General features: G+C 40.8%; 19 protein-coding genes. 10 read left to right on the forward strand and 9 right to left on the reverse strand.

What is annotated here, in order from left to right:
- Positions 1-9 precede the first annotated feature (9 nt).
- The 4 genes from ACP14Y_RS06925 (at position 10) to ACP14Y_RS06940 (ending at position 5,939) form a co-directional block, all read left to right on the forward strand.
- Positions 10-1,713 (forward strand): DUF1501 domain-containing protein, encoded by a 1,704-nt coding sequence (locus ACP14Y_RS06925; RefSeq protein WP_424962230.1) that lies wholly within the window; start codon positions 10-12, stop codon positions 1,711-1,713.
- On the forward strand, positions 1,682-2,545 hold the full coding sequence (locus ACP14Y_RS06930) for an outer membrane beta-barrel protein (RefSeq protein ID WP_424962231.1): 864 nt from the start codon (positions 1,682-1,684) through the stop codon (positions 2,543-2,545). Before ACP14Y_RS06925 ends, ACP14Y_RS06930 begins: the two co-directional genes overlap by 32 nt.
- A gap of 36 nt (positions 2,546-2,581) precedes the next feature.
- Positions 2,582-3,799, forward strand: coding sequence for a hypothetical protein (locus tag ACP14Y_RS06935; RefSeq protein ID WP_424962232.1), 1,218 nt, complete (start codon positions 2,582-2,584; stop codon positions 3,797-3,799).
- 109 nt (positions 3,800-3,908) lie between these two features.
- The gene (locus ACP14Y_RS06940; RefSeq protein ID WP_424962233.1) at positions 3,909-5,939 is read left to right on the forward strand and encodes a hypothetical protein; all 2,031 of its coding nucleotides are present in this window, start codon (positions 3,909-3,911) and stop codon (positions 5,937-5,939) included.
- Here ACP14Y_RS06940 and ACP14Y_RS06945 read toward each other — a convergent pair.
- The 8 genes from ACP14Y_RS06945 to ACP14Y_RS06980 all read right to left on the reverse strand — a co-directional run bounded on the left by ACP14Y_RS06945 (position 5,936) and on the right by ACP14Y_RS06980 (position 14,226).
- On the reverse strand, positions 5,936-8,026 hold the full coding sequence (locus tag ACP14Y_RS06945) for a carboxypeptidase-like regulatory domain-containing protein (protein ID WP_424962234.1): 2,091 nt from the start codon (positions 8,024-8,026) through the stop codon (positions 5,936-5,938). The genes ACP14Y_RS06940 and ACP14Y_RS06945 overlap by 4 nt on opposite strands.
- Complete coding sequence (locus tag ACP14Y_RS06950; RefSeq protein ID WP_424962235.1) at positions 8,023-8,724, reverse strand: tetratricopeptide repeat protein; 702 nt, start codon at positions 8,722-8,724, stop codon at positions 8,023-8,025. The genes ACP14Y_RS06945 and ACP14Y_RS06950 overlap by 4 nt, the downstream gene beginning before the upstream one ends.
- A gap of 38 nt (positions 8,725-8,762) precedes the next feature.
- On the reverse strand, positions 8,763-9,260 hold the full coding sequence (locus tag ACP14Y_RS06955) for a hypothetical protein (protein WP_424962236.1): 498 nt from the start codon (positions 9,258-9,260) through the stop codon (positions 8,763-8,765).
- A gap of 52 nt (positions 9,261-9,312) precedes the next feature.
- Positions 9,313-9,597 (reverse strand): winged helix-turn-helix domain-containing protein, encoded by a 285-nt coding sequence (locus ACP14Y_RS06960; RefSeq protein ID WP_420576178.1) that lies wholly within the window; start codon positions 9,595-9,597, stop codon positions 9,313-9,315.
- Positions 9,594-10,166 (reverse strand): hypothetical protein, encoded by a 573-nt coding sequence (locus ACP14Y_RS06965; RefSeq protein ID WP_424962237.1) that lies wholly within the window; start codon positions 10,164-10,166, stop codon positions 9,594-9,596. Before ACP14Y_RS06965 ends, ACP14Y_RS06960 begins: the two co-directional genes overlap by 4 nt.
- 103 nt (positions 10,167-10,269) lie before the next feature.
- Positions 10,270-12,846 carry an ATP-dependent Clp protease ATP-binding subunit gene (locus ACP14Y_RS06970; RefSeq protein WP_424962238.1) on the reverse strand — a complete coding sequence of 859 codons (2,577 nt, stop codon included), beginning with the start codon at positions 12,844-12,846 and terminating at the stop codon, positions 10,270-10,272.
- A gap of 139 nt (positions 12,847-12,985) precedes the next feature.
- On the reverse strand, positions 12,986-13,606 hold the full coding sequence (locus tag ACP14Y_RS06975) for a WbqC family protein (RefSeq protein ID WP_424962239.1): 621 nt from the start codon (positions 13,604-13,606) through the stop codon (positions 12,986-12,988).
- A complete protein-coding gene (locus ACP14Y_RS06980) occupies positions 13,603-14,226 on the reverse strand; it encodes an L-threonylcarbamoyladenylate synthase (RefSeq protein WP_424962240.1) in 624 nt (207 codons plus the stop codon). The genes ACP14Y_RS06975 and ACP14Y_RS06980 overlap by 4 nt, the downstream gene beginning before the upstream one ends.
- Positions 14,227-14,414: 188 nt before the next feature.
- On the opposite strand from ACP14Y_RS06980, the gene ACP14Y_RS06985 reads away from it, so the two are divergent.
- A complete protein-coding gene (locus ACP14Y_RS06985; RefSeq protein WP_424962241.1) occupies positions 14,415-15,728 on the forward strand; it encodes an inositol-3-phosphate synthase in 1,314 nt (437 codons plus the stop codon).
- Here ACP14Y_RS06985 and ACP14Y_RS06990 read toward each other — a convergent pair whose 3' ends face one another.
- A complete protein-coding gene (locus ACP14Y_RS06990; RefSeq protein ID WP_424962242.1) occupies positions 15,729-16,463 on the reverse strand; it encodes an NTP transferase domain-containing protein in 735 nt (244 codons plus the stop codon).
- A gap of 95 nt (positions 16,464-16,558) precedes the next feature.
- Here ACP14Y_RS06990 and ACP14Y_RS06995 point away from each other — a divergent pair, with 95 nt between their 5' ends.
- The 5 genes from ACP14Y_RS06995 (at position 16,559) to ACP14Y_RS07015 (ending at position 21,169) form a co-directional block, all read left to right on the forward strand.
- Complete coding sequence (locus ACP14Y_RS06995; RefSeq protein ID WP_424962243.1) at positions 16,559-17,764, forward strand: aminotransferase class I/II-fold pyridoxal phosphate-dependent enzyme; 1,206 nt, start codon at positions 16,559-16,561, stop codon at positions 17,762-17,764.
- A gap of 1 nt (position 17,765) precedes the next feature.
- Positions 17,766-18,719: an NAD-dependent epimerase/dehydratase family protein gene (locus ACP14Y_RS07000; protein ID WP_424962244.1), complete on the forward strand. Its 954-nt coding sequence runs from the start codon at positions 17,766-17,768 to the stop codon at positions 18,717-18,719.
- The gene (locus tag ACP14Y_RS07005; RefSeq protein ID WP_424962245.1) at positions 18,719-19,837 is read left to right on the forward strand and encodes a hypothetical protein; all 1,119 of its coding nucleotides are present in this window, start codon (positions 18,719-18,721) and stop codon (positions 19,835-19,837) included. Before ACP14Y_RS07000 ends, ACP14Y_RS07005 begins: the two co-directional genes overlap by 1 nt.
- 112 nt (positions 19,838-19,949) lie before the next feature.
- Positions 19,950-20,729: an SDR family oxidoreductase gene (locus ACP14Y_RS07010; protein ID WP_424962246.1), complete on the forward strand. Its 780-nt coding sequence runs from the start codon at positions 19,950-19,952 to the stop codon at positions 20,727-20,729.
- Positions 20,726-21,169: a 3-hydroxyacyl-ACP dehydratase FabZ family protein gene (locus ACP14Y_RS07015; RefSeq protein ID WP_424962247.1), complete on the forward strand. Its 444-nt coding sequence runs from the start codon at positions 20,726-20,728 to the stop codon at positions 21,167-21,169. The genes ACP14Y_RS07010 and ACP14Y_RS07015 overlap by 4 nt, the downstream gene beginning before the upstream one ends.
- Positions 21,170-21,172 lie beyond the last annotated feature (3 nt).

A 21,172-nucleotide genomic window follows, 5' to 3' on the forward strand; every position in this document is an offset into this window, starting at 1 on the left:
GGGAGTGAAATGAAAAGAAGGAATTTTTTAAAGAAAATAGGTTTTGCTGCAGGTGCCCCCATTGCCTTTCAAGGAGTGCCACTTAAGCTACTTGCTTCTCATGAGGAGATTCAACACATTGCCCAGCAAAGCACCAATGATCGTGTGCTAATCATCATGCAGATGCATGGAGGTAATGATGGACTGAATACCGTCATTCCTATATCAAACTATGATGAGTATTATAGCCGCAGAGCCAATATCGCCATCCCATATAAGGTAGGAAACAGAACATTGATTCCACTTGACAGTACGGTAGCTAGTGAAGAGCAGGTGGGACTTCACCCAGACATGCATGATTTTAAGCGGCTTTACGATACTGGAAAGGCGGCAGTCTTTCAGGGTGTTTCATACGAAAATAATAACGGCTCTCACTTCAGAGGAAGAGATATCTGGTTCATGGGTGGTGATGCTGATGACTATTTCAGCTCAGGGTGGATCGGTCGATACCTGGGAAAGGAATATGAACCCCTCACCTACCCGACTGACTTCCCAACTGGAGACATGCCTGACCCACTGGCTCTGGAAATGGGAAATGATGTTTCGTTGTTGTTTCATCAAGATGGAAACATCCCGACATCTATCTCTTTGGGTAGCAGCCCGGAAAACCTAGCCAATCTTATTGATCAGCTTCAAGGTTATGTGGATGAGGGAGTGGATCCACGAGGAAACCCACCAGATTTTCTGAATAACTCTCCATACGGCCAGGAAATGGATTGGATTTTGGGACTTGAAGACAAATCTGAAACCTACATCAAGCGACTGGCAGAAATTTACGAATCGGCAGCAGAAACATCAGTAACATACCCTGAGACGTACCCTTTTAACGCACCGGAAGGTTCTCGAAGAAACCCTTTAAGCAGTCAGCTTCAATTGGTTGCGCGACTGCTCGCTGGTGGTGTAAAAACCAAAGTTTTTCTGGTAAAGATTGGTGGGTTTGATACGCACGCCTCTCAGGTAGAAGAATATGATCCGACAATGGGTGTCCACTCTGCTTTGCTTTACCATATTTCATCTGCTATGAACGCTTTCCAGAAAGATTTGAGATCTCGGGGGCTAGAAGATCGGGTACTCACCCTTACCATGTCAGAGTTTGGAAGACGAGTCGGCTCAAACGGAAGTTACGGAAGTGACCATGGTACTGGAGGACCCGTGATGATGTTTGGTCTGGGTGTAAAGCCCGGTATTTACGGTACCGTACCGGATGTTTCACAAAGTAATGTGGGTATGCAGTTTGACTACCGTCAGATCTACGCAAACGTGCTTTATGAATGGATGGGTGTGGATCGGTCTGTTATCGCAAACGACATCTTTTTCCGTGATTTCATTGAAGGGTCTAATCCTTCAGGCGGAAATTACGAACCCATGGATCTGATTAAGGAGGTGATACTTGGAGAGCAAGATTATGTGAAAAAGAACTACCGAATTGAATCAGTTTATCCGAATCCAGCTTCGACTTATGCTCAGGCTAAAGTATTTGTGAATAATTATCAGGATGTGAACGTGCAGCTGATCAATGTTCGGGGAGATGTTGTAGCACAGAGCACCAGACGAGTAGCACCAGGAGAACATATTTTCTCTTTTATGCTAGATTCGTATTCCCCGGGATTCTATTTTATCAAAGCAAAATCTGAAATGTTAGATGACACGAAAAGACTCATCATACGCAAGTAGGTTCAAAGGATTTTTGATCCTTGTCTTACTATCTACGCTTGTCATGGCACAAAAAAAGCCTGACAAAAATCCATTGGAGTCTTTTCTGGATACACAGTTTTGGCTCGGTATCAAAATGGGCATGAATTATACTCAGGCTTTCCCGGAAACTCGAAATACCGGGTTCAGTCCAATAGACTACAATGCCGATAGTCTCCAGAAATCTTACGATAATTTTGCCTTGCCTGGTGCACATGTTGGACTGGAAATGAATTTTTATCATAAAGGATTTTCTGCCTCCTTTCAACCAGCATACAAGAGAAGCCGGTTTAAATACAATAGTGTATTGGAGTGGCAGGGTGAAACGTCTGGCAACCGATTTGAAACCCGGTACGATGTGGAACAACGCGTAGATGTATTGGAGCTTCCATTGATGATCAAATATGATGTGATCCGATCCGGAAAAATACGTCCATTCGTGATGGTTGGAGGGTTTCATTCACGAATACTTTCCGCACAAAAAGAAGTTGACATTACACAAATTGATTATTCATCGGGCAACCCGCTGACATCTGATGGTGGATCAACCTCGCTTGGAGTCAAAGATGCATTCAAGCCTTTCTCAGGAGTATCAGGAGGAGTTGGTGTAAACCTGGATTATTGGAATATTCGAACCGTATTTGAGGTGAACTATAAGCATTCGCTCACCTCGACAACACAACCCAATGTTCAGCAAAATGAGCTTTCATCCTTGGGTGAAACAAATGACGAGATTTTTCTAAGAGATATCAATGTCTCTCTAAGTTTTGTCTTCCCATTCAGATTTATCGATCAACAATTCAAAGCTTATTAGCAAGCGTGACGCTTGACCCATTTTACTGAGTTAGTTATGAGCATTACAAAAATTGAGTATCAGACATCAAGATTTTTTGGCCTAATCCTGGCAATCACAATGCTAGTGTTTCTAATGGCAGGCTGTGCAGACGATGAACCTTCATTGAGTGCTTCCTTTTTGAAAATCTACGACGACTCAAACTTAGATGTCAACTATAAGCCCATCGATGTGGTCGAGACAGTGGATGGCTTCATTATTTTGACAGGTACAGAACTATCTAAATCTGACTTCATGGGTGTTCGTTTGCTCAAAATCGACGAAGTGGGAAACTACGAATATGAAAGAGATTTGGATGATTATGTTGTTCCAGTGGGGAAAATGTACCTGAATGAGTCTGATAGCAATAGCTACTTTTTTGCTATGAATCCAACCTCACTGGAAGCTGTTCTCATCGGAGTAAATCCTCAACTAGAGGTGCAAACTGAGGCTTTAATTGGCGGATTAAACTATCCGCTATCGTCCGCAGTGTTGAGCAACGGAAATCTACTCCTCCAGAGCTATGACCCTCTGACACAGGAAACTGAAATTTCTGAAATCTCCCTGGATGGATCCTATGTCGGAGGAAACAGTTATCCTATTGGACCGGGTGATGATGTAGAGGAAGAAATCATCAATCACTATCTGAATGCTACCGAAAGACCGCTTCCTTTCTTTTGTGGGGAAGTAGCTGCCGGTAGCTATTATTTCAATGGATTTTACAACTATAGTTTTTCACTGGTCTTCACAGATTTTGGTGACTCGCCAAGTGGTGTCGTGCAAGGACAAGCCAGCAATGCCGGTTTGAGAGCAGTTATGCCTTTAAGTGGTAGTGATTTTGCCGTGGCAGGATTTCAATTTGATGCAAATTTCCAACTAGCATCAGCATCACTTTCCACAGGTGGGATTTCCTCAAGTGTTGATCTTTTCCCGGGAAATATGGCCGAAATAAAACCGTATACACCGGCTCAAATCATAAGTTACAATGATGGTGAAACTTATTCCATATTTACCTGTGAAACGAAGGGAAGACAAATTCTACTCAACTTCTACAACTCGTCCGGAGAGATTAGTGGCATGCATCGCATTGGGTATATCAATCCGTTTACGTTCGCTTGCATCCGACAAGGCATGGACAATTCCTTGCTGATATTGGGAACCACCTATGTTGCAGGCAGGTTTGAGCGCATCACATTAAACAAAATGGCTTCCAGTGAAATCGCTGGAAATTTGTAATAGCCATTCAACAAAAAATAGTATCTATCAAAAAGCGTTCTCGTATTGTTCTTTTGAATTAGATTTCACGTTCAGCAAATTCAATTGATTCGAATCGAACAAGTACTTCATGGATAGAAGCTTCCTTCAACTAGAATATTCAGGCTGGTGGGTTTTATTAATAGTGCTACTGGCAGCAGGATTATCCTATTTTTTGTACACAAAAAAGAATGTGCCGTGGGGGATCAGGGAAAACTGGATACTGGCTATCATCCGATTTCTAGGCATATTGGGAATCCTTCTTTTACTGTTATCACCCTCAGTAAGAAATGTGACAAATACAGTGAAAAAGCCAGTAATCGGCATTGCTCTTGACAATTCTGAATCCGTAGTGGAGCGAGGAGTAGAAGGAGATAAAATTTTGGAGGCAGTTGAAAGAATAGAAACAACACTTAAAGGTGCGGATATGGAGACGACTGTGGTTACGTTCTCTGACTCACTATTTTTTAATGCTCCCACAACCAGTCTTTCCGATTTAATTGACAAAACGGAACAAAATCTAAAAGACGAAAATCTGGCCGCCCTTGTGATCGTTACTGATGGCATTTATAACAGGGGAAGTTCACCACTCTATAAAAGTTACATCACTCCCGTTTTCACTTTAGGACTTGGAGATACCATTCCGCCTAAGGATATAAGTATTTCCAGAACGTTGTATAACAGCGTGACTTTCAAGGGAAATGAAACTCCAATCAGGCTTGAAGTTAGTCAGCAAGGGTATGATAACAGGCAAGTGTCCGTCCAGCTTAGTGAAGGAGGAACTCTTATTGAGGAAAGGAAAATTCGTTTGAGAAATGTCATCGAAGAAGTTGAATTCATAGTCAAATCTGAGGAGGAAGGCCTTAGACATCTGGTCGCCAATATTTCACCGTTACAGGAAGAGTCAACAGTGGAAAACAATCAATCCAATGTTTTCATGGAAGTCATTGATGGAAGGCAAAAAGTGCTCTTTGTGGCCAGTTCCCCACACCCAGACATCAAAGCCATTAGAAGCTCACTTGAAGCAACTGGTAACTACGATACAGAGGTATATATTCCTGAAATACAAGATGAAAAGCCGAATGATATTTATGATGTAGTTGTGTTTCATGGTGCATTTACGGCAGGGGTTCAGTTCATCCCTAAAGAGAAGCCAGGCGTATGGTATATTTTGAGCAATGAGAGCTCAATTACTTCGGTAAACAAAGCATTGCCCTACATTAATATTGAGAGACGTGGCTCTCAGCCTGATAAAGTGGTGGGATCTTTCAATCAGAATTTCAGTAAATTCAAAATAGAGGACGCTGCTGTTTTTGAGGAGTACCCGCCCATTGAAGTTCCTTTCGGGAACTACACCTTAAGTGGACCAACCGAAATTGTGATGTACCAGCAGCTGGGTAGTGTGAAAACACAGAAACCGCTAATGGCTGTTTATGATGATGGATCTCAGAAAAGTGCTGTGCTGCTGGGACAAGACATATGGAAATGGAAGTTGCAGGAAGCCGCCATTCATAAAGATGCTACTCACTTCGAAAATTTAATTACTAAAACGATTCAGTTCCTTTCTGTTAAAAATGACAAGAAGCAGTTTCGATTTGATGTGAGGGAAAGCAGCTATTTGGATTCAGAACCTGCCCTGTTCGATGTAGAGGTCTATAATGACATTTATGAGAGAACTTACGGGAACGATATTGCAATAAATATCACTTCAGAAAATGGAGAGTCTCAGGGCTTCAATTTTACAGATTCTGAATATAATTCCACTTTTCGTGCACCTATCTTATCACAAGGTATATATCGTTATCAGGCTCGGGTCAATGTGGGAGATAAGACACTTACAGATCAGGGCGAATTTTCTATTCAGGATGTCAACCCAGAATACTTGAATCTAACGGCCAACCATCGTCTTTTGAAAAACATCAGTAAAAAAACCGGTGGTTCCTATGTACACATCAATGATCTGGAAAAGCTCATATCCGAAATTCAAAACAGAGGCTTTAAGTCAATTATTAAAAGTGATGAGGAACTGGTGCCGCTCTATCGTGCATGGTGGTGGTATCTGATCATTTTCATGCTTTTCTCAACCGAATGGCTTTTAAGAAAGTATTGGGGTGGATATTAGAAATTTATAACAACTCCAAAATAAGCAGTCCTTCGCGAAAAAAGGTTTCTTTCACGTTCAGTATAATCAAAGTTGTATGTATAGCTACGAATGTTTTCATTATTCAAAGCATTGTTGAGGCTTGCAAATGCAATGATATTTAGTCCCTCAGAAATAGCGAATACTTTACTTATAGATAGCCCAATGTTCGAGTATGCCGGCAACCTAGACTCAACATTTGAAAATTGTGGCTCATATACATTCAGGCTGCTGTCAAAGTTGGCGCTTGCCATCTCAATGAAAGTCGTTCCCTGACGGGATACCAAAATAGACTCTATTGTCCAAAACCTTCCGGGGGAATACGCAATATTACCTCGAATGAAATAGGATAAATCATAAGCATAGCTATTCCTTGCCTCATTTTCTGCATTTAGCAAAGTCACGGACCCGGACATACTTAATTTTGATGAAAAACGATAGTCGGTGAATAGCTCAGCTCCCCTGGCATAATATTCCATCCCGTTTATTTCACCTTCTTTCTCAAAAAAACTCAAAGCCACTTCCAGATCAGTTTTCTCACGCATAATATCTATTGATTTTTGATAGTTGCGGGCCGTAAATGGTTCGCCGGTATTTTCGAAAAGTCCATGCTTATTATATACTCCTCCACCCAAAGTAATTGTCCATTCATTTTTGGAATACGACAGGTTGAGTTGACTGCTCAAATAACTTTCCTGATCGTCGAGAGGTAGATTTTTTCTTAATCCTGTACCCATTGCGACCCTCTCAGAAAAGAAATACTTGAAATAACCAAAAGCTTCCAAGACTCGGAGATTTACGTCTTCATTTAGGGGAACTGTAGGGTGATTTGAACCTAGGGCATATTCATACTCATGAAAGTTGCCATTTACTCTTGAGTTTCTAAAATCATAGCTCAGACCGCTCTTTATACTGTATCTACTTTTTGACAACAGGTAATTACCTCCAAAGAACAGATCTTTCTTTCTTACCTTAAAAGCAACATTGGAATAGGAGTAATCACCATCACTATAACTCAGCCCATTATTTAAACTGATCACACCTTTTCCCATCGGTTTTTCTAACGTGGAAATCAGAAAACTCCGATTTTTTTCCTGATCGAAGATCCCATTGTAAGATGGGTGGTCGAAATTGAATTCGTATCCTTCAGTAACAGAATAGCTCAATACCTTCCAGGAGACTTTTTCACTATTTCCATACCAGTAAATGCCGAGATCATTAGAAGTAAATGACTCAATATCCTCCAGGGCTTCCGTATTCAATCGCTTGATAGGGGCACTAGGCTGCCAATTGGTGAAGAGTTTCAAACTCTGTTTATCATTTATTTTTTGTTCTCTGGAAAACCCCACATTGGCCAAGCTCAGAATTAAGGAGTTAGTATTCCCGCCAAGTATCTGCTCATCCGTTTCCATCGCAATAATGCCGGATGTTGCATTCCCAAACTCCAAAGGAGGGTTTCCAGGAAAGACGGTCACACCCTGAATGATCGAAGTATTGAAAATACTAAATGTCCCTATCCCATTAAGCTGAGAATATCGTACGCCATCATAAATCGGAACATTATTTAAAAAGATACCGGTCTCTACTGGGCTGCTACCACGCAAGCTTATGTTAGCAGACTCGTCTGTTGTAGTAGAAGAGGGTAAAGAATTGACAGCTAGTAATGGGTCTGCTTTTGCTGAAGGATTCGTGTATATATCGATTTTCCTGATCTCCATGTATTTAAACTCCTCAGAAATAAGTGGCTTTGCTGTTACTACCACAGTTTCACCTTCTACCTTAAGTGGCTCTAATTCGACGATCAAATCATGTGCAATAGCCACGATCCTTTCCATAAAACCAACATAGGAGATGATTAAGGAGTCTTGCATTTCTACTTCATTCAGGCTCATTGTGAACCTACCGTTAGCGTCAGAAATAGCCCCTTTTCGCCAATTATTCAACAAGTAAACATGAGCCCCAATAAGCCCTACTCCGGTATCGGCATCTGTGATTTTTCCCTTCACCAATTGCTGAGAAAATGCACTGACGCCAAGCATAAGAAAAAGGACAACAAACAAGCACCTCATGACTTATTCATTTTTTCCAGCACAGCCTTTGCCCACTCATACTGAGGCTCAAATGCAATGGCTTTCCGAAGGGTTTCTTTCGCTTTTTCGTTTTGCCCAGACTCACTGTAAGCCAATGCTAAACCCATCATTGTATCCAAATAAACCCAGTTTTCAGTGGTGCTATCATCATCAAATAATTCAAGTGATCTTGTTGATGCTGTTACTGCCTCTTCTGCATTCCCACCAAACATTTCAGGAGTATAAAGTTTTGATCCGCCGTAGAGTTTCTGAACCAATGGAGATTCAGGTTGCAGTTTCAAAGCATCCTCCATCAGAGATGAGCTCTTCATTCCAAGGTACATACCTTTCCAGGGACTGTATGCCATTACCAATCCATAAACAGAAGACAGCACCGCCCGAGGCTCACCCCACTCAGGATTGTCCTCATTTAGTTCCTTAAGTAAATCAATGGTTTGGTCCTTATACTCGTTAAAGGTCGCTTCATCTTTAGTAGCCATGGTATTATTAAGCATACCATACATTGCCATTGCTGCCTCAAAACTATCATCACCACTCTCCTCCTTTGCTTGCGCAATGCTCTTCTCCCACATGATTTTGCTTGCCTTCAAATAGGCCACATACTGCATTTGTTTTGATGATTGTGCGCTAATACTGAAAGTCAGGACCAACGTGAAAATTTTAAATAATATCTTCATGATTCTGTTTCGTTTAAATAAACCATTGGTTGAAGCCATCAATCAAGCTTTGATAGATTAAATTCAATGAATGGAAACCAGGCTGTTCCATCCGAAGAAAATTCTCCTTTTTCATACCACTTACCCTCATCGATTTTGATGTAGTATTTAATCCGTCCATTAGGTACATCAAATCCCCATTGAAAAACTCCTTCATCAACCACCTTTAGGTTTGCTTGTGTTTTTCGCCCGTCTGAAAGAAAGGAATGGAAGTCATAAGCTGAAGAAACAGAGTCAAACGTTACTACAGCCATGGCATTGTGGATGGTTTTTCCCTCTGAAAACCCTTTCCCCTTTATTAAAAGTGCGGTTTCGTCCAACTCCATGGTAATTTCCTCTTGTTGCGTAAATTCATACCGAACTCCAGACCGATCCATGAACCATCCTTCACCTTTCCAGTTTCCTACCATAGGATCCAATTTTCTCATTTCATCTTGTGATTGTGCCAGATAGCAAATCCCCGGCATCATTAAAATTGCTAATACAATACTTTTCATAATTGATAATGTTTAAAGTAGTTTATTTTATAAACTAATAGTTGAAAAAAATTTATTCAATGTATTGTTTGAGATTATTCACGTAATCTTCAAACGCCTTAATGCCCACCTTAGTAATGCTACAGGTAGTAAGTGGCTTTTTGCCTTTAAATGATTTAGTCACACTGATATATCCTGCGTTTGATAATTTATCCAGTTGTACACTCAGATTACCTGCCGTAGCACCAGTCTTTTCTTTGATGAAAACGAATTCAGCAGAGTCTACACCAATTAATAAGGACATGATTGCCAGCCTAAGTTGGGAGTGTAATAACGGATCTAGCTGCGCGAAACTCATTTCTCTGCCTTTCTAAGTAAATAGCCAGGAACAAGGTATCCGGCAAATATTCCAATAGCTCCTACAATATATTGATCAATAGGATTCAGATTAAAAGCCACTACACTTGAAATCCAAAGTGCTATTCCACCCATTGTAAGCGGACTAAACCGAAGGGCCTTACCAGATATGTAGGTTCCAATCCCTGCAAAAGCTAAAATAATTGCATTGACATTGTAATTCACATCATCCATAAAAAACAAAATGATTAGCACTCCTACGAATACCGCCAACCAGATTTGGCTATACAAGCTATCCAGGTGACTTTTAACTGTGCTATTCTTACTTCTCCTGGCTCCATGCACCATGGAAGCAATAGCTGCAGGAATGGTCAACACCCACACAATGTATGGATATTCATACCAGTTAAAAGTAGCAATCAGGTAGTGGCCCAAATTAGCAACCAGTACAACCCATCCCCATAGAAGAAAATAAAAACTTCCTCCCTTGGCTACATTTCGTTTGGCCTGCCCAATCATTTCTGTGATCAGTGTCAAGCTCTCTTCCTTTGATAATTCTTTGTTACTCATAATTCTATAGTTTTTACTATAAATACGAAGCAAATATAAATTAGTTTATATTATAAACCTAATTTTCAGAAAATAAGGGATAGTCGTCACCATCCCTTATCAATTACTTTTCTTTTTTATCCTGTTCTTTTTTGTCTTGCGACTTATTTGGCTTCTTTTTCTTCAGCTTAATACTTAGCTCCTCCTTCTTACCATCCCAATCAGCCACAAGTGTGTCTCCTTCCTGGATTTCACCCTGCAAAATTTCCTCAGCAATTGGATCCTCCAAATGTTTTTGAATGGCTCTGGCTAAAGGTCGAGCTCCATATTGAGGATCATATCCTTTCTCTGCCAGAAACTCTTTCGCCTTTTTGGTCAACTCGATTGAATAACCCAGGTCGGTAATTCTTGAGAATAATTTACCTAGTGTTATATCGATAATCTTGAATATATCTTCTTTCTCAAGAGAGTTGAAGATGATCACATCATCTAACCTATTCAGAAATTCAGGGCTGAAGGTTTTTTTCAACGCATTCTGAATGGTTGACTTCATGATATCATCCATGCTGTCTTTTCTGCTTTGCGTCGCAAAACCAATTCCAGCACCGAAATCTTTCAAGTCACGGACTCCAATATTAGATGTCATGATGATTAGTGTATTCCTAAAATCAACCTTTCTACCCAGTCCATCTGTAAGGACACCATCATCTAGTACCTGAAGAAGGATATTAAACACATCAGGATGTGCTTTTTCAATTTCATCCAGAAGTACGACACTATATGGTTTTCTTCTTACTTTCTCCGTAAGCTGTCCGCCTTCTTCGTATCCTACATATCCTGGAGGCGCTCCTACCAATCGGGACACAGAGAATTTCTCCATGTATTCACTCATATCTATTCGAATGAGTGAGTCTTCTTTATCGAAAAGGAAGGTAGATAAGACTTTCGCCATTTCTGTTTTCCCCACCCCAGTAGGTCCAAGGAATACGAATGAGCCTATTGGTTTTTTAGGATCTTTTAGCCCTACTCTTGTCCGTTGAATGGCTTTAGCCAGTTTCTTAATTGCTTCTTCCTGCCCAATAACTTTGCCCTGAAGCTCTTTGCCCATAGTCAACAGCTTAGCACTTTCGTTCTCAGCAATCCGTTTGGTAGGGATTCCGGTCATCATAGCTATTACATCCGCTACGTTATCCTCTCCTACTTCGTATCGCTTTGTTCTTGTCTCCTCTTCCCATCGTGCCTTTTCATCTTCCAGTTGAGCAATCAATTTCTTCTCACGATCTCTAAGCTGTGCTGCCTCCTCATACTTTTGGCTTTTTACTACCTTGTTTTTCTCCTTCTTCACATCTTCAATCTGCTCCTCAAGCTCAGTAATGATCTTCGGTACATTGATGTTATTGATGTGTACGCGAGCACCAGCCTCATCCAAAACGTCTATCGCCTTGTCAGGAAGAAATCGGTCTGAAATATATCGATCTGAGAGTGTCACACACGCTTTTACAGCCTCTGGCGTATAATTTACGTGGTGGTGATTCTCATACTTGTCCTTGATGTTTTCCAGTATTTTGTGGGTCTCTTCCGGTGATGTTGCATCTACCATTACCATTTGGAATCGACGAGCAAGGGCTCCATCCTTTTCAATGTATTGACGATACTCATCTAGCGTAGTGGCACCTATGCATTGAATCTCGCCTCTGGCAAGCGCTGGTTTGAACATGTTGGACGCATCCAAAGAACCGGATGCTCCTCCCGCACCTACAATGGTATGAAGCTCATCAATGAAAAGAATGACTTCAGGAGATTTTTCAATCTCATTCATCACTGCTTTCATTCGCTCCTCAAACTGCCCGCGGTATTTGGTACCGGCTACCAATGAGGCCAGATCAAGTGTTACTACCCTCTTACCAAATAGAATCCTGGATACTTTCTTTTGAGAAATTCTTAGCGCCAGTCCTTCAGCGATTGCTGTTTTACCAACACCTGGCTCACCAATTAGGATCGGGTTATTTTTCTTTCTTCGACTTAAAACCTGAGCTACACGCTCAATTTCTTTTTCCCTCCCAATAATCGGATCAAGTTTATCTTCCTCAGCCAATTTTGTCAGGTCACGACCAAAATTGTCAAGCACAGGCGTTCTTGATTTTTCATTGCCTTTTTCCTTACCTGTTGAAGACCTGCCTGATCCACGCGGAGTGCTCGAGTACAGTTCGTCTCCTTCATCATTTGGATCATCTGTGTCTGCAGATGCCATTGGATTTTCTGTTTGATACTCCAACATCTCTTTTACTAAATCATAGTTTACTTCAAACTTCTCTAGTATTTGAGTTGCAAGATTATCTTCATCCCGGAGAATTGAAAGTAACAAATGCTCTGTACCTATCAGTGCACTCTTGAAGATCTTAGCCTCCAGGTATGTGATCTTTAATACTTTTTCTGATTGTCTTGTTAACGGAATGTTCGCCAGGTTTTTCACATTGCTGGTCGCGGTTCCTTTGGTGGCTTGCTCTATTGCAGAGCGTAATTCTTTCATGGACAAGCCAAGCTTTTTCATTACGCTTACAGCAACGCCCTCTCCCTCTCTGATCATTCCCAGTAAGAGGTGCTCTGTGCCAATATAGTCATGCCCCAATCGTAGGGCTTCCTCTCTACTCAACGAGATAACTTCTTTGACTCTGTTTGAAAATTTTGCCTCTTTTGACATGCGTTTTGCCTTTCGCTTTTTAGTAAAAATATAGGATATACGAAGAAATATCCTTCAATGTAGATGAAAAAACGTGAGCAGTTTAGGATTTGTTCATTCTCTCGTCGAAATACTTTTAAGTATCGATATCCTGCTATCTTCATTTAGATCCCAAATACGATTTGTGTAAAATTTGTGCTGCATTGGGACCTTCACACATGATCAAATCAACTATGCTCAGATTTGGAGCAAAGGTATCACCAAAAAGCTGGGGATAAGCAGCGGGTTGATATATTTTTCGATTAGAAAACGGTTTCTTCGGATTGATTAAGTTTCGATAATCTATATCATACTCTTTATGGAAGTCTTCAGTGAATGAGATCGTTAAGTTTTTCTGTAAAATCTTGAAAATTAACTTCATGAATGTTAAATCAAGACTTGCCAGATCGGGAATCTTCTGATCCCATATCGCTTTAAACTCTTCACCAAAATATTCAAAGAACGGTGCTTTGCCATACGAAGAATAAAAAGCACCCCAATGATCCTTTACCCATCGCTGAGAATAATCAATTACTACTTCTTTCATTGAGCTTCCATTGGAATAACGGACAGGAATAATCAGCGGTTGAATTTTATTCGAAGTAAGAAAATAGGCCCTGTTTCTATAGGTCTGTTTGGGAAATGAATCATTTAACTCCAGGCATACCTCCTCGTACTGCATAAGCAACGTGAAGTATTCCAGACTACCTAAATAGTGAGGCTCAATGACAATTTTTCTCATGCAATGATATTCACATCTCCGATTCCCTCCCTCACAATGACAGGTTCCAAACCTGTACAATCGATTACTGTACTTGGGTGCACCTCACCATACCCTCCGTCAATTACAATATCAACCTGATTCTTAAACTCATCGTAAATCAATTCCGGGTCTGTTGCATGATCCTGAATATCGTCATGTACTGAGGTGGTGATGATGGGGTTGCCCAGCTCTTTCACAATTTCACGAGGAATGTTATTGTCCGGTACTCGAATACCTACCGTCTTTTTCTTCACGTTGAGAATCTTCGGAACTTTTGATGAAGATTCCAGAATATAGGTGTAGGGCCCTGGTAGCGATTTTTTCATCAGCTTAAAAGTGGGAGTGTCCAGATGCTTGACATATTCCGAGATATGACTAAGGTCGTAGCAAATGAAAGACAGATTCAAATGTTTTCCCTTAATCCCTTTGAGGATTCTGATTCGCTCTATCGCCTTCGGATTAAAAATATCACAACCTAACCCATAAATAGTGTCCGTTGGATAGATGATAACGCCACCATCTCTTAGCACATTTGCAATCTCCACTATTTTCTTTCGCTCGGGATTCTCTGGATATAATTTGATGAATTCAGCTGCCATTGGTGTTAATTCTGAAACAAAAACAAGTTACAAAAAGGATGGAATAACCAGTATTTTAAAATCAAATTATAGAATCGTTAAGATTATCCGCTGTGGATTAATTTATTTTGCGGAAAATTTCTGCTCACTTTTAGGGATGATCCCTCTTTTTTATGACAGAAGATTGACACCAGATTAATAGAAAACAAATGTCAGATAAATCAACAATCAAAAAACCTAATGGAAAATTAGGAATTCTTACTCCAGGAATGGGTGCAGTAGCCACCACTTTTATGGCCGGGGTACTAAGCATTAGAAAAGGCTTGTCAGAACCTATCGGCTCCCTCACTCAAATGGGCACCATTCGACTGGGAAAGCGAACGGAAAATCGAAATCCGCTTATTAAAGATTTTGTGCCATTAGCGGCTTTGGAAGATGTTGCTCTTGGTGGTTGGGATATTTTTGAAGACAATGCCTATGAAGCTGCGATGCATGCTAAGGTTTTGGACAAAGATCTTTTGAATGACCTGAAAGATGAACTTGAGCAAATCAAGCCTATGAAGGCTGTGTTTGACAAAAACTATGTGAAGCGACTGGAAGGCAGTTATTATAAAAAAGGTGCCAATAAGATGGAGCTCGCAGAAATGTTGATGGAAGACATTGAAAACTTTAAAAAAGAAAACAATTGCGAGCGTGTAGTGATGGTGTGGTGCGGGTCTACCGAGATTTACATTGAGGAGGGTGACGTACACTCCACAATCGAAAAATTCGAAGAGGGGCTCAGAAACAACCATCCAGACATTCCACCAAGCATGATCTATGCTTATGCCGCAATCAAAAAAGGAGTACCATATGCCAACGGAGCACCTAACCTTTCGTGTGATGTTGATTGCCTGGTGGAACTTGCAAAACAAACAGGAACGCCTATTGCTGGCAAAGATTTCAAAACTGGTCAAACCTTAATGAAAACCATTCTTGCACCTGGATTGAAAGCAAGATCACTAGGTATAGACGGATGGTTCTCTACCAATATCCTTGGTAATAGAGACGGTGAAGTATTAGATGATCCAGACAACTTCAAAACCAAAGAAGTATCCAAACTTGGTGTGCTTGAGCAAGTGCTTGAACCTGAATTGCACCCTAAACTATACGGTAATCTTTACCACAAAGTAAGAATCAACTATTACCCACCAAGAGGTGATGACAAAGAAGGATGGGACAACATCGACATTAAGGGATGGTTGGGCTACAAAATGCAAATCAAAGTGGATTTCCTATGTAAGGATTCCATTCTTGCAGCTCCGTTAGTTCTGGATCTGGCATTATTCCTTGATTTGGCACAACGAGCTGAAATGAAAGGCATTCAGGAGTGGCTTTCATTTTACTTAAAATCACCTCAAGCATTGAAAGGACTTAAGCCTCAGCATGACATATTTGTTCAGCTGATGAAACTTAAGAATACGCTTCGTCATCTTGCTGGTGAAACACTGATTACAAATCTAGGATTGGATTACTACGATTGATCAGAGTCGTTTCTGATCCATTAAATTAATTGTACTTTGGAGGTCATCTGGATTGTCTACATCATTCCAGGTGTACCCCTCCACAAGTACTGATTTTGCCTCACGGCTTTCAATCAATTTTGAGACAGATTCAGAAATGGTGTACTCTTTCTGGTCAAACGATCGCTGAAACACATCAAACACTTCGGTTTTTAACCTAAACAGGCCTGTATCGTACCTGTTGTACTCGGGTATCGTTTTACTGATTGACTTAATAAAGCCCTCATCGTCAACCAATACCTTTGTCACATCATCAATATCGATATGCTTATTTGATTCACCTGGCATATCCACAGCCAATTGGAGCGTGTTTTCTAATCGACTTGATTTTTTTACAAATTCACCCACAAACTCAGGATCAAAAACATGGTCTCCCATTGTGAGAAAAAAGTCTGACATTTCATTTTCCTCCACCCATTCTTTGGCCCTGAAAACTGAAAAACCATTTTCTAAATCAAACCTCTCATTATGAAGGATAGTTATATCAGTATTATGAGTTTTTCTAAGTTCTGGTAACGCTTGTTCAAGTTTTTCTGCTCCATAGCCGCTGATGATACAAAACTTTTTCACACCGTGGCTTTTGAAAATCCGAATGTGCCGGGACATCAAGGTTTCGTCATTTAAAGTGACTAAACTCTTGGGAATGCCTGTGTCTAATCGGGTATTTTTACCGGCAGCAAGTATTACTAGATTCAAAATGAAATGGTTTACGTATTAAAAAATAATGAAGCTTTCGATTCAAATCTCAATGTTACGAAAATGTTTCCAAGTGATATAACTATTTTTGCGGAATGGGGAATTTTCTGAGAGAACGATTTTCAACCTTCAAGTTAGCAGAGGACGCTAAGAAGAACGGATACTATGCTTTTTTCCGAACTTTCCAGTCCAAGCAAGAGACTGAGGTGAAGGTGAATGGGAAAGATGTATTGATGTTTGGATCAAACAGCTATTTAGGCCTTACCACACACCCGAAAGTAATAGAGGCGGCAGAGGCAGCAGTGAGAAAATATGGATCTAGCTGCTCCGGGTCAAGGTTTCTGAATGGAACTACGGACATGCATGAGGAACTTGAGAATCGTCTGGCAAAATTTCTCAACAAGGAAGAAGCGCTCATTTTTAGTACCGGATTTCAAGTTAACCTAGGAGTACTCCCGGCAATAGCAAAGCAAGGAGATGCTCTTTTACTTGATCGAATGAATCACGCATCTATTTATGAAGGGGCCAAACTCAGCGATGCGTCCACAATTATTTTTCGTCATAATGACATGCAGTCGCTGGAAAAGCGATTATCGCAGTTGCAAGATGTGAATAACAGGATCATTGTTGTAGATGGGATCTACAGTATGGAGGGTAACATCGCTAAAGTGCCCGAGATTGTAGAGCTGGCAAAAAAATATAAAGCTTCAGTCATGACTGACTGTGCACACGCAATTGGTGTCCTTGGTGATCATGGTAGAGGAACACCAGATCATTTTGGGCTGAACGATGAGGTTGAATTGATTGGTGGAACATTCAGTAAATCCCTGGCCTCATTAGGTGGCTTCATTGCCGGAGATAAGGAAACAATCCAATACATCAAACACGTAGCACGCTCTTTGATTTTCAGTGCTAGTATGACTCCTTCATCCACTGCCGCAACTCTTGCGGCACTAGATATCATGGAGACAGATGATTCCAGAAGGCTGAAACTGTGGGAGAATACAAATTATTCCTTAAAGAGATTAAACGAGCTTGGATTCGATACTGGCGCAGCTGAAACGCCAATCATTCCAATTTATATACGAGATAATGAAAAGGCCTACAAAATGACCATGCGTCTGTTTGAGGAAGGTGTTTTCGTTAATCCGGTAGTAGCTCCAGCAGTTGCTCCATCGGATACACTGATTCGATTCTCATTGATGGCAACTCATACCATCGAACAAATAGACATTGCTATTGACAAGATTTTGAAAGTAGCAGACGAACTGCATGTAAAACGTCAAACCGAAGTAGCTTAAGTTGAAAGTAGCGATCACTGGAGCCAATGGTTTTCTTGGATCATACTTAGTGAAAGAATGCTTGCGTCAGCAGATGGAGGTTTACGCTTTTATACGAGCAGGTGCAAACACCACACTCCTAACTGAACACGAGAATCTTCGTATTAAAACAGTTAATTATCAAGGGGGTCTTTCCAAGCAGTTTTCAGAGGTAAAAAAAGAAGCTGGTCAAGTTGACTTCTTTCTACACAATGCCGGCATGACAGTCAGCATTAAAAATGATGAGTACTATCAGGTGAATGTTGGCTTAACAACTTCCATTTGTGATGCTTTGGTCGAGACTGGATGGCTTAAGGATGATGGTGTATTTGTCTACACATCCTCCTATGCAGCCCATGGTCCTGCGAATACAAAAAGACCTGTTTCTCATTATGGAAGAAGCAAACTACAGGCTGAGCAAGTAATTCAGGAAAAGATGAGCAAACATCTTTTGGTCAGGCCAACAGCCATCTACGGTGCAGGAGATGAGGCCTTTTTGCCACTTTTTAAAGGTGCTAAATTGGGTGTTTATCCCGTCACAGACAGCAAGCAGCGTATGAGCATGATCCATGGAGCAGATCTGGCCAGAATGGTGGTACAGGACATGCAAAAAGAAACCGGGCCATTGCATTACAATGATGGTCAAACCTACCTACACAAAGATTTTGTAGAGATTTTTAAAGACTTGTTCCAAAAAAAGATTAGCATGTTTCCACTTCCGAAATGGCTCGCGAAATTTTCAATGGGATCTTCCGATGTTTGGCACAAAATCATTAACAAGCGACCAGGAATTACATTAGAGAAATTCGATGAGATTTCTCAGCATTGGGATCTTCATACCACCGAATTGAAACACTCCTCAGTAAAACCTGAAATATCTTTGAAGGAAGGATTTAAAGATGCACTCAACTACTACCAGGAAAATAACCTAATCTGATGTCACTTGAAATAAAGGAAGTCAACACCAAAAAGGAGCTAAAGCAATTCATCAAGTTCCCTTTTGATCTCTACAAAGGCAACCCATACTACGTCACCCCACTCATCGAATTTGAGATGAGCACCCTAAGGAAAGACAAAAATCCTGCCTTCGACCATGCAGAAGCACAATATTGGGTTGTTGAGAAGAATGGAAAAATAGCAGGCCGAATCGCAGCGATTATTTTAGACACTGAGCTAAAAGAAAAATCACTCGCTCGTTTTGGTTGGATCGATTTCATTGATGACAAAGAAGTTTCACAACTTTTGCTAAACACAGCTAAAAAGTGGGCTGAGTTGAAGGGTGCAAAAGCCATACATGGACCTATGGGATTTACAGACCTGGATTTTGAAGGTGCATTAATTTCAGGTTTTGATCAAATCGCGACGCAAGCAACCATTTACAATCACTCCTATTACATCGATCATTTCCGTGCCTGGAATATGGAAATCGCAGCTACCTGGGTCGAGCTAAGAGGAAAGGCTCCTGCAAAAAATCCAGAAAAGGTTAGCCGTGTGGTTCAACTTATTCAGGATCGATATAAAGTAAAGGTCAAAGATTTTAAAAACACTAAAGAGATCCTGAAATATGCGCCTGGGGTATTTGATGTTTTAAATGAAGCCTACTCAAATCTCTATGGCTACATACCACTTACACAAAAACAAATTGACTATTATGTGAAGCAATACTTTGGCTTCATAAGAAAAGATTTTGTCTGTGTAGTAGTGAATAAAGCAGACGAGGTGGTCGGTTTTGCTTTGACCTTGCCATCTCTCTCCAAAGCCTTTCAAAAAGCCAGAGGGTCACTGTATCCTTTTGGTTTTATTCATGTCTTAAAATCATTTTATTACAACGATACAGCCGACCTGTTTCTGATTGGTGTGAAGCCGGAGTATCAAAAGCTAGGAGTTCATGCATTAATCTTTGACTACCTACAAAAAGTCTACGAAAAGCATGGCATAAAGTACATGGCTTCAGGGCCAATGCTAGAGGATAATAAAAACGTCCTGAACACCTGGAGTGAATTCGATATCGATATCGGAAAAATAAAGCGCTCTTGCTTCATCAAACATTTCTAGCCATTTTTTGTAGTTTCACGTGATGGGAGCATAATGCTCCATAATTATTGAGCATAATTAGCCGTAATAATTGAAATTGCAGCAAATCACTTATTTCTGAAAATAAGGCTTAATGGAGTTAAGAAACAAACATGCATTGATCATTGGTGGATCCAGCGGGATCGGTTTGGCTACTGTGAAAAAGCTAGCCTCTCATGGGTGCAACATCACCATCATCCACAGAGACAGGCGACAGGGCTTGGCCGACCTTGAATTAGCGACGAATGACCTGAAATCCACTCACGATGTTTCAATCGCCAATTTTAACATCGATGCAACCAATGCAGAGAAAATTCAAGAATGCATAGGTACTCTTACAGATAGCGGAGTTAAAAAGTTTGACGTGGTGCTTCATGCCGTTTCCAGGGGAAACCTTAAGCCATTTGTTTCTGAAGGCCCAAAACTAAACTCGCAAGATCTGGCCCTTACGATTGATGCGATGGGAACCAACCTCAGGGTGTGGGTTGATGAACTATTGAATAAAAAATTGATTGGGAAAGGCACGCGTATCCTGACCTTAACCTCAGAAGGGAACGATAAATTCTGGGAAGGCTATGGGGCAGTGGCACTGGCGAAATCCACGCTAGAAACACTATCAAGGTATTTAGCCATCGAGCTTGCTCCGAAAGGCATGACGGTCAACATTATTCAGGCAGGAGTTACAGATACACCATCTTTGCGTTTGATTCCCGGCTCTGAAAAATTAATTGAGCAATCAAAAAACAGAAATCCTTATAAAAGACTCACTACGCCTGAGGATGTAGCCAACACCGTTTATCTGCTAGCACAACCAGAGGCCAGCTGGATCAATGGCGCATTAATTCACGTGGATGGTGGTGAACATTTGATATGAGTGCTTACGATAAAATACTGAAGCTTCTTCCGTACAAACGTCCTTTTCTGTTTGTGGATGAGATCATATCCATCAATGAAGAAGGAGCATCAGGAAATTACACAATCAGAAAAGATGAACCTTTTTTAGAAGGGCATTTCCCCGGAAACCCCGTTGTTCCCGGTGTGATTCTTACTGAAATCATGTGTCAGATTGGACTGGTGACATTAGCCATGTTTTTGATGGATCTTGATGAAGATTCAAAAGTTTTACCAGCCTTCACAAGCGCCAATGTTGATTTCCTATCCAAAGTAATCCCTGAAGACAAACTTATTGTTGAGTCAAAAAAAGTCTATTTTCGCTTCGGAAAGTTGAAATGCACTGTTACCTGTAAGAAAGAAGATGGAACTGTGGTGGCAAAAGGAGAGTTAGCAGGAATGGTAGTAAAATCAGAAGCGTAAATT

The organism is Ekhidna sp. (genome assembly GCF_965247405.1).
Lineage (GTDB): Bacteria > Bacteroidota > Bacteroidia > Cytophagales > Cyclobacteriaceae > Ekhidna.

Coding starts and splice junctions, on each gene's coding strand:
- ACP14Y_RS07005 (WP_424962245.1), top strand. CDS start 18,719: ATGTCACTTGAAATAAAGGAAGTCAACACCAAAAAGGAGCTAAAGCAA.
- ACP14Y_RS06935 (WP_424962232.1), top strand. CDS start 2,582: ATGAGCATTACAAAAATTGAGTATCAGACATCAAGATTTTTTGGCCTA.
- ACP14Y_RS06945 (WP_424962234.1), bottom strand. CDS start 8,026: ATGAGGTGCTTGTTTGTTGTCCTTTTTCTTATGCTTGGCGTCAGTGCA.
- ACP14Y_RS06930 (WP_424962231.1), top strand. CDS start 1,682: ATGACACGAAAAGACTCATCATACGCAAGTAGGTTCAAAGGATTTTTG.
- ACP14Y_RS06980 (WP_424962240.1), bottom strand. CDS start 14,226: ATGGCAGCTGAATTCATCAAATTATATCCAGAGAATCCCGAGCGAAAG.
- ACP14Y_RS06985 (WP_424962241.1), top strand. CDS start 14,415: ATGTCAGATAAATCAACAATCAAAAAACCTAATGGAAAATTAGGAATT.
- ACP14Y_RS06975 (WP_424962239.1), bottom strand. CDS start 13,606: ATGAGAAAAATTGTCATTGAGCCTCACTATTTAGGTAGTCTGGAATAC.
- ACP14Y_RS06950 (WP_424962235.1), bottom strand. CDS start 8,724: ATGAAGATATTATTTAAAATTTTCACGTTGGTCCTGACTTTCAGTATT.
- ACP14Y_RS06955 (WP_424962236.1), bottom strand. CDS start 9,260: ATGAAAAGTATTGTATTAGCAATTTTAATGATGCCGGGGATTTGCTAT.
- ACP14Y_RS06995 (WP_424962243.1), top strand. CDS start 16,559: ATGGGGAATTTTCTGAGAGAACGATTTTCAACCTTCAAGTTAGCAGAG.
- ACP14Y_RS06940 (WP_424962233.1), top strand. CDS start 3,909: ATGGATAGAAGCTTCCTTCAACTAGAATATTCAGGCTGGTGGGTTTTA.
- ACP14Y_RS07010 (WP_424962246.1), top strand. CDS start 19,950: ATGGAGTTAAGAAACAAACATGCATTGATCATTGGTGGATCCAGCGGG.
- ACP14Y_RS07015 (WP_424962247.1), top strand. CDS start 20,726: ATGAGTGCTTACGATAAAATACTGAAGCTTCTTCCGTACAAACGTCCT.
- ACP14Y_RS06965 (WP_424962237.1), bottom strand. CDS start 10,166: ATGAGTAACAAAGAATTATCAAAGGAAGAGAGCTTGACACTGATCACA.
- ACP14Y_RS06925 (WP_424962230.1), top strand. CDS start 10: ATGAAAAGAAGGAATTTTTTAAAGAAAATAGGTTTTGCTGCAGGTGCC.
- ACP14Y_RS06970 (WP_424962238.1), bottom strand. CDS start 12,846: ATGTCAAAAGAGGCAAAATTTTCAAACAGAGTCAAAGAAGTTATCTCG.
- ACP14Y_RS06960 (WP_420576178.1), bottom strand. CDS start 9,597: ATGAGTTTCGCGCAGCTAGATCCGTTATTACACTCCCAACTTAGGCTG.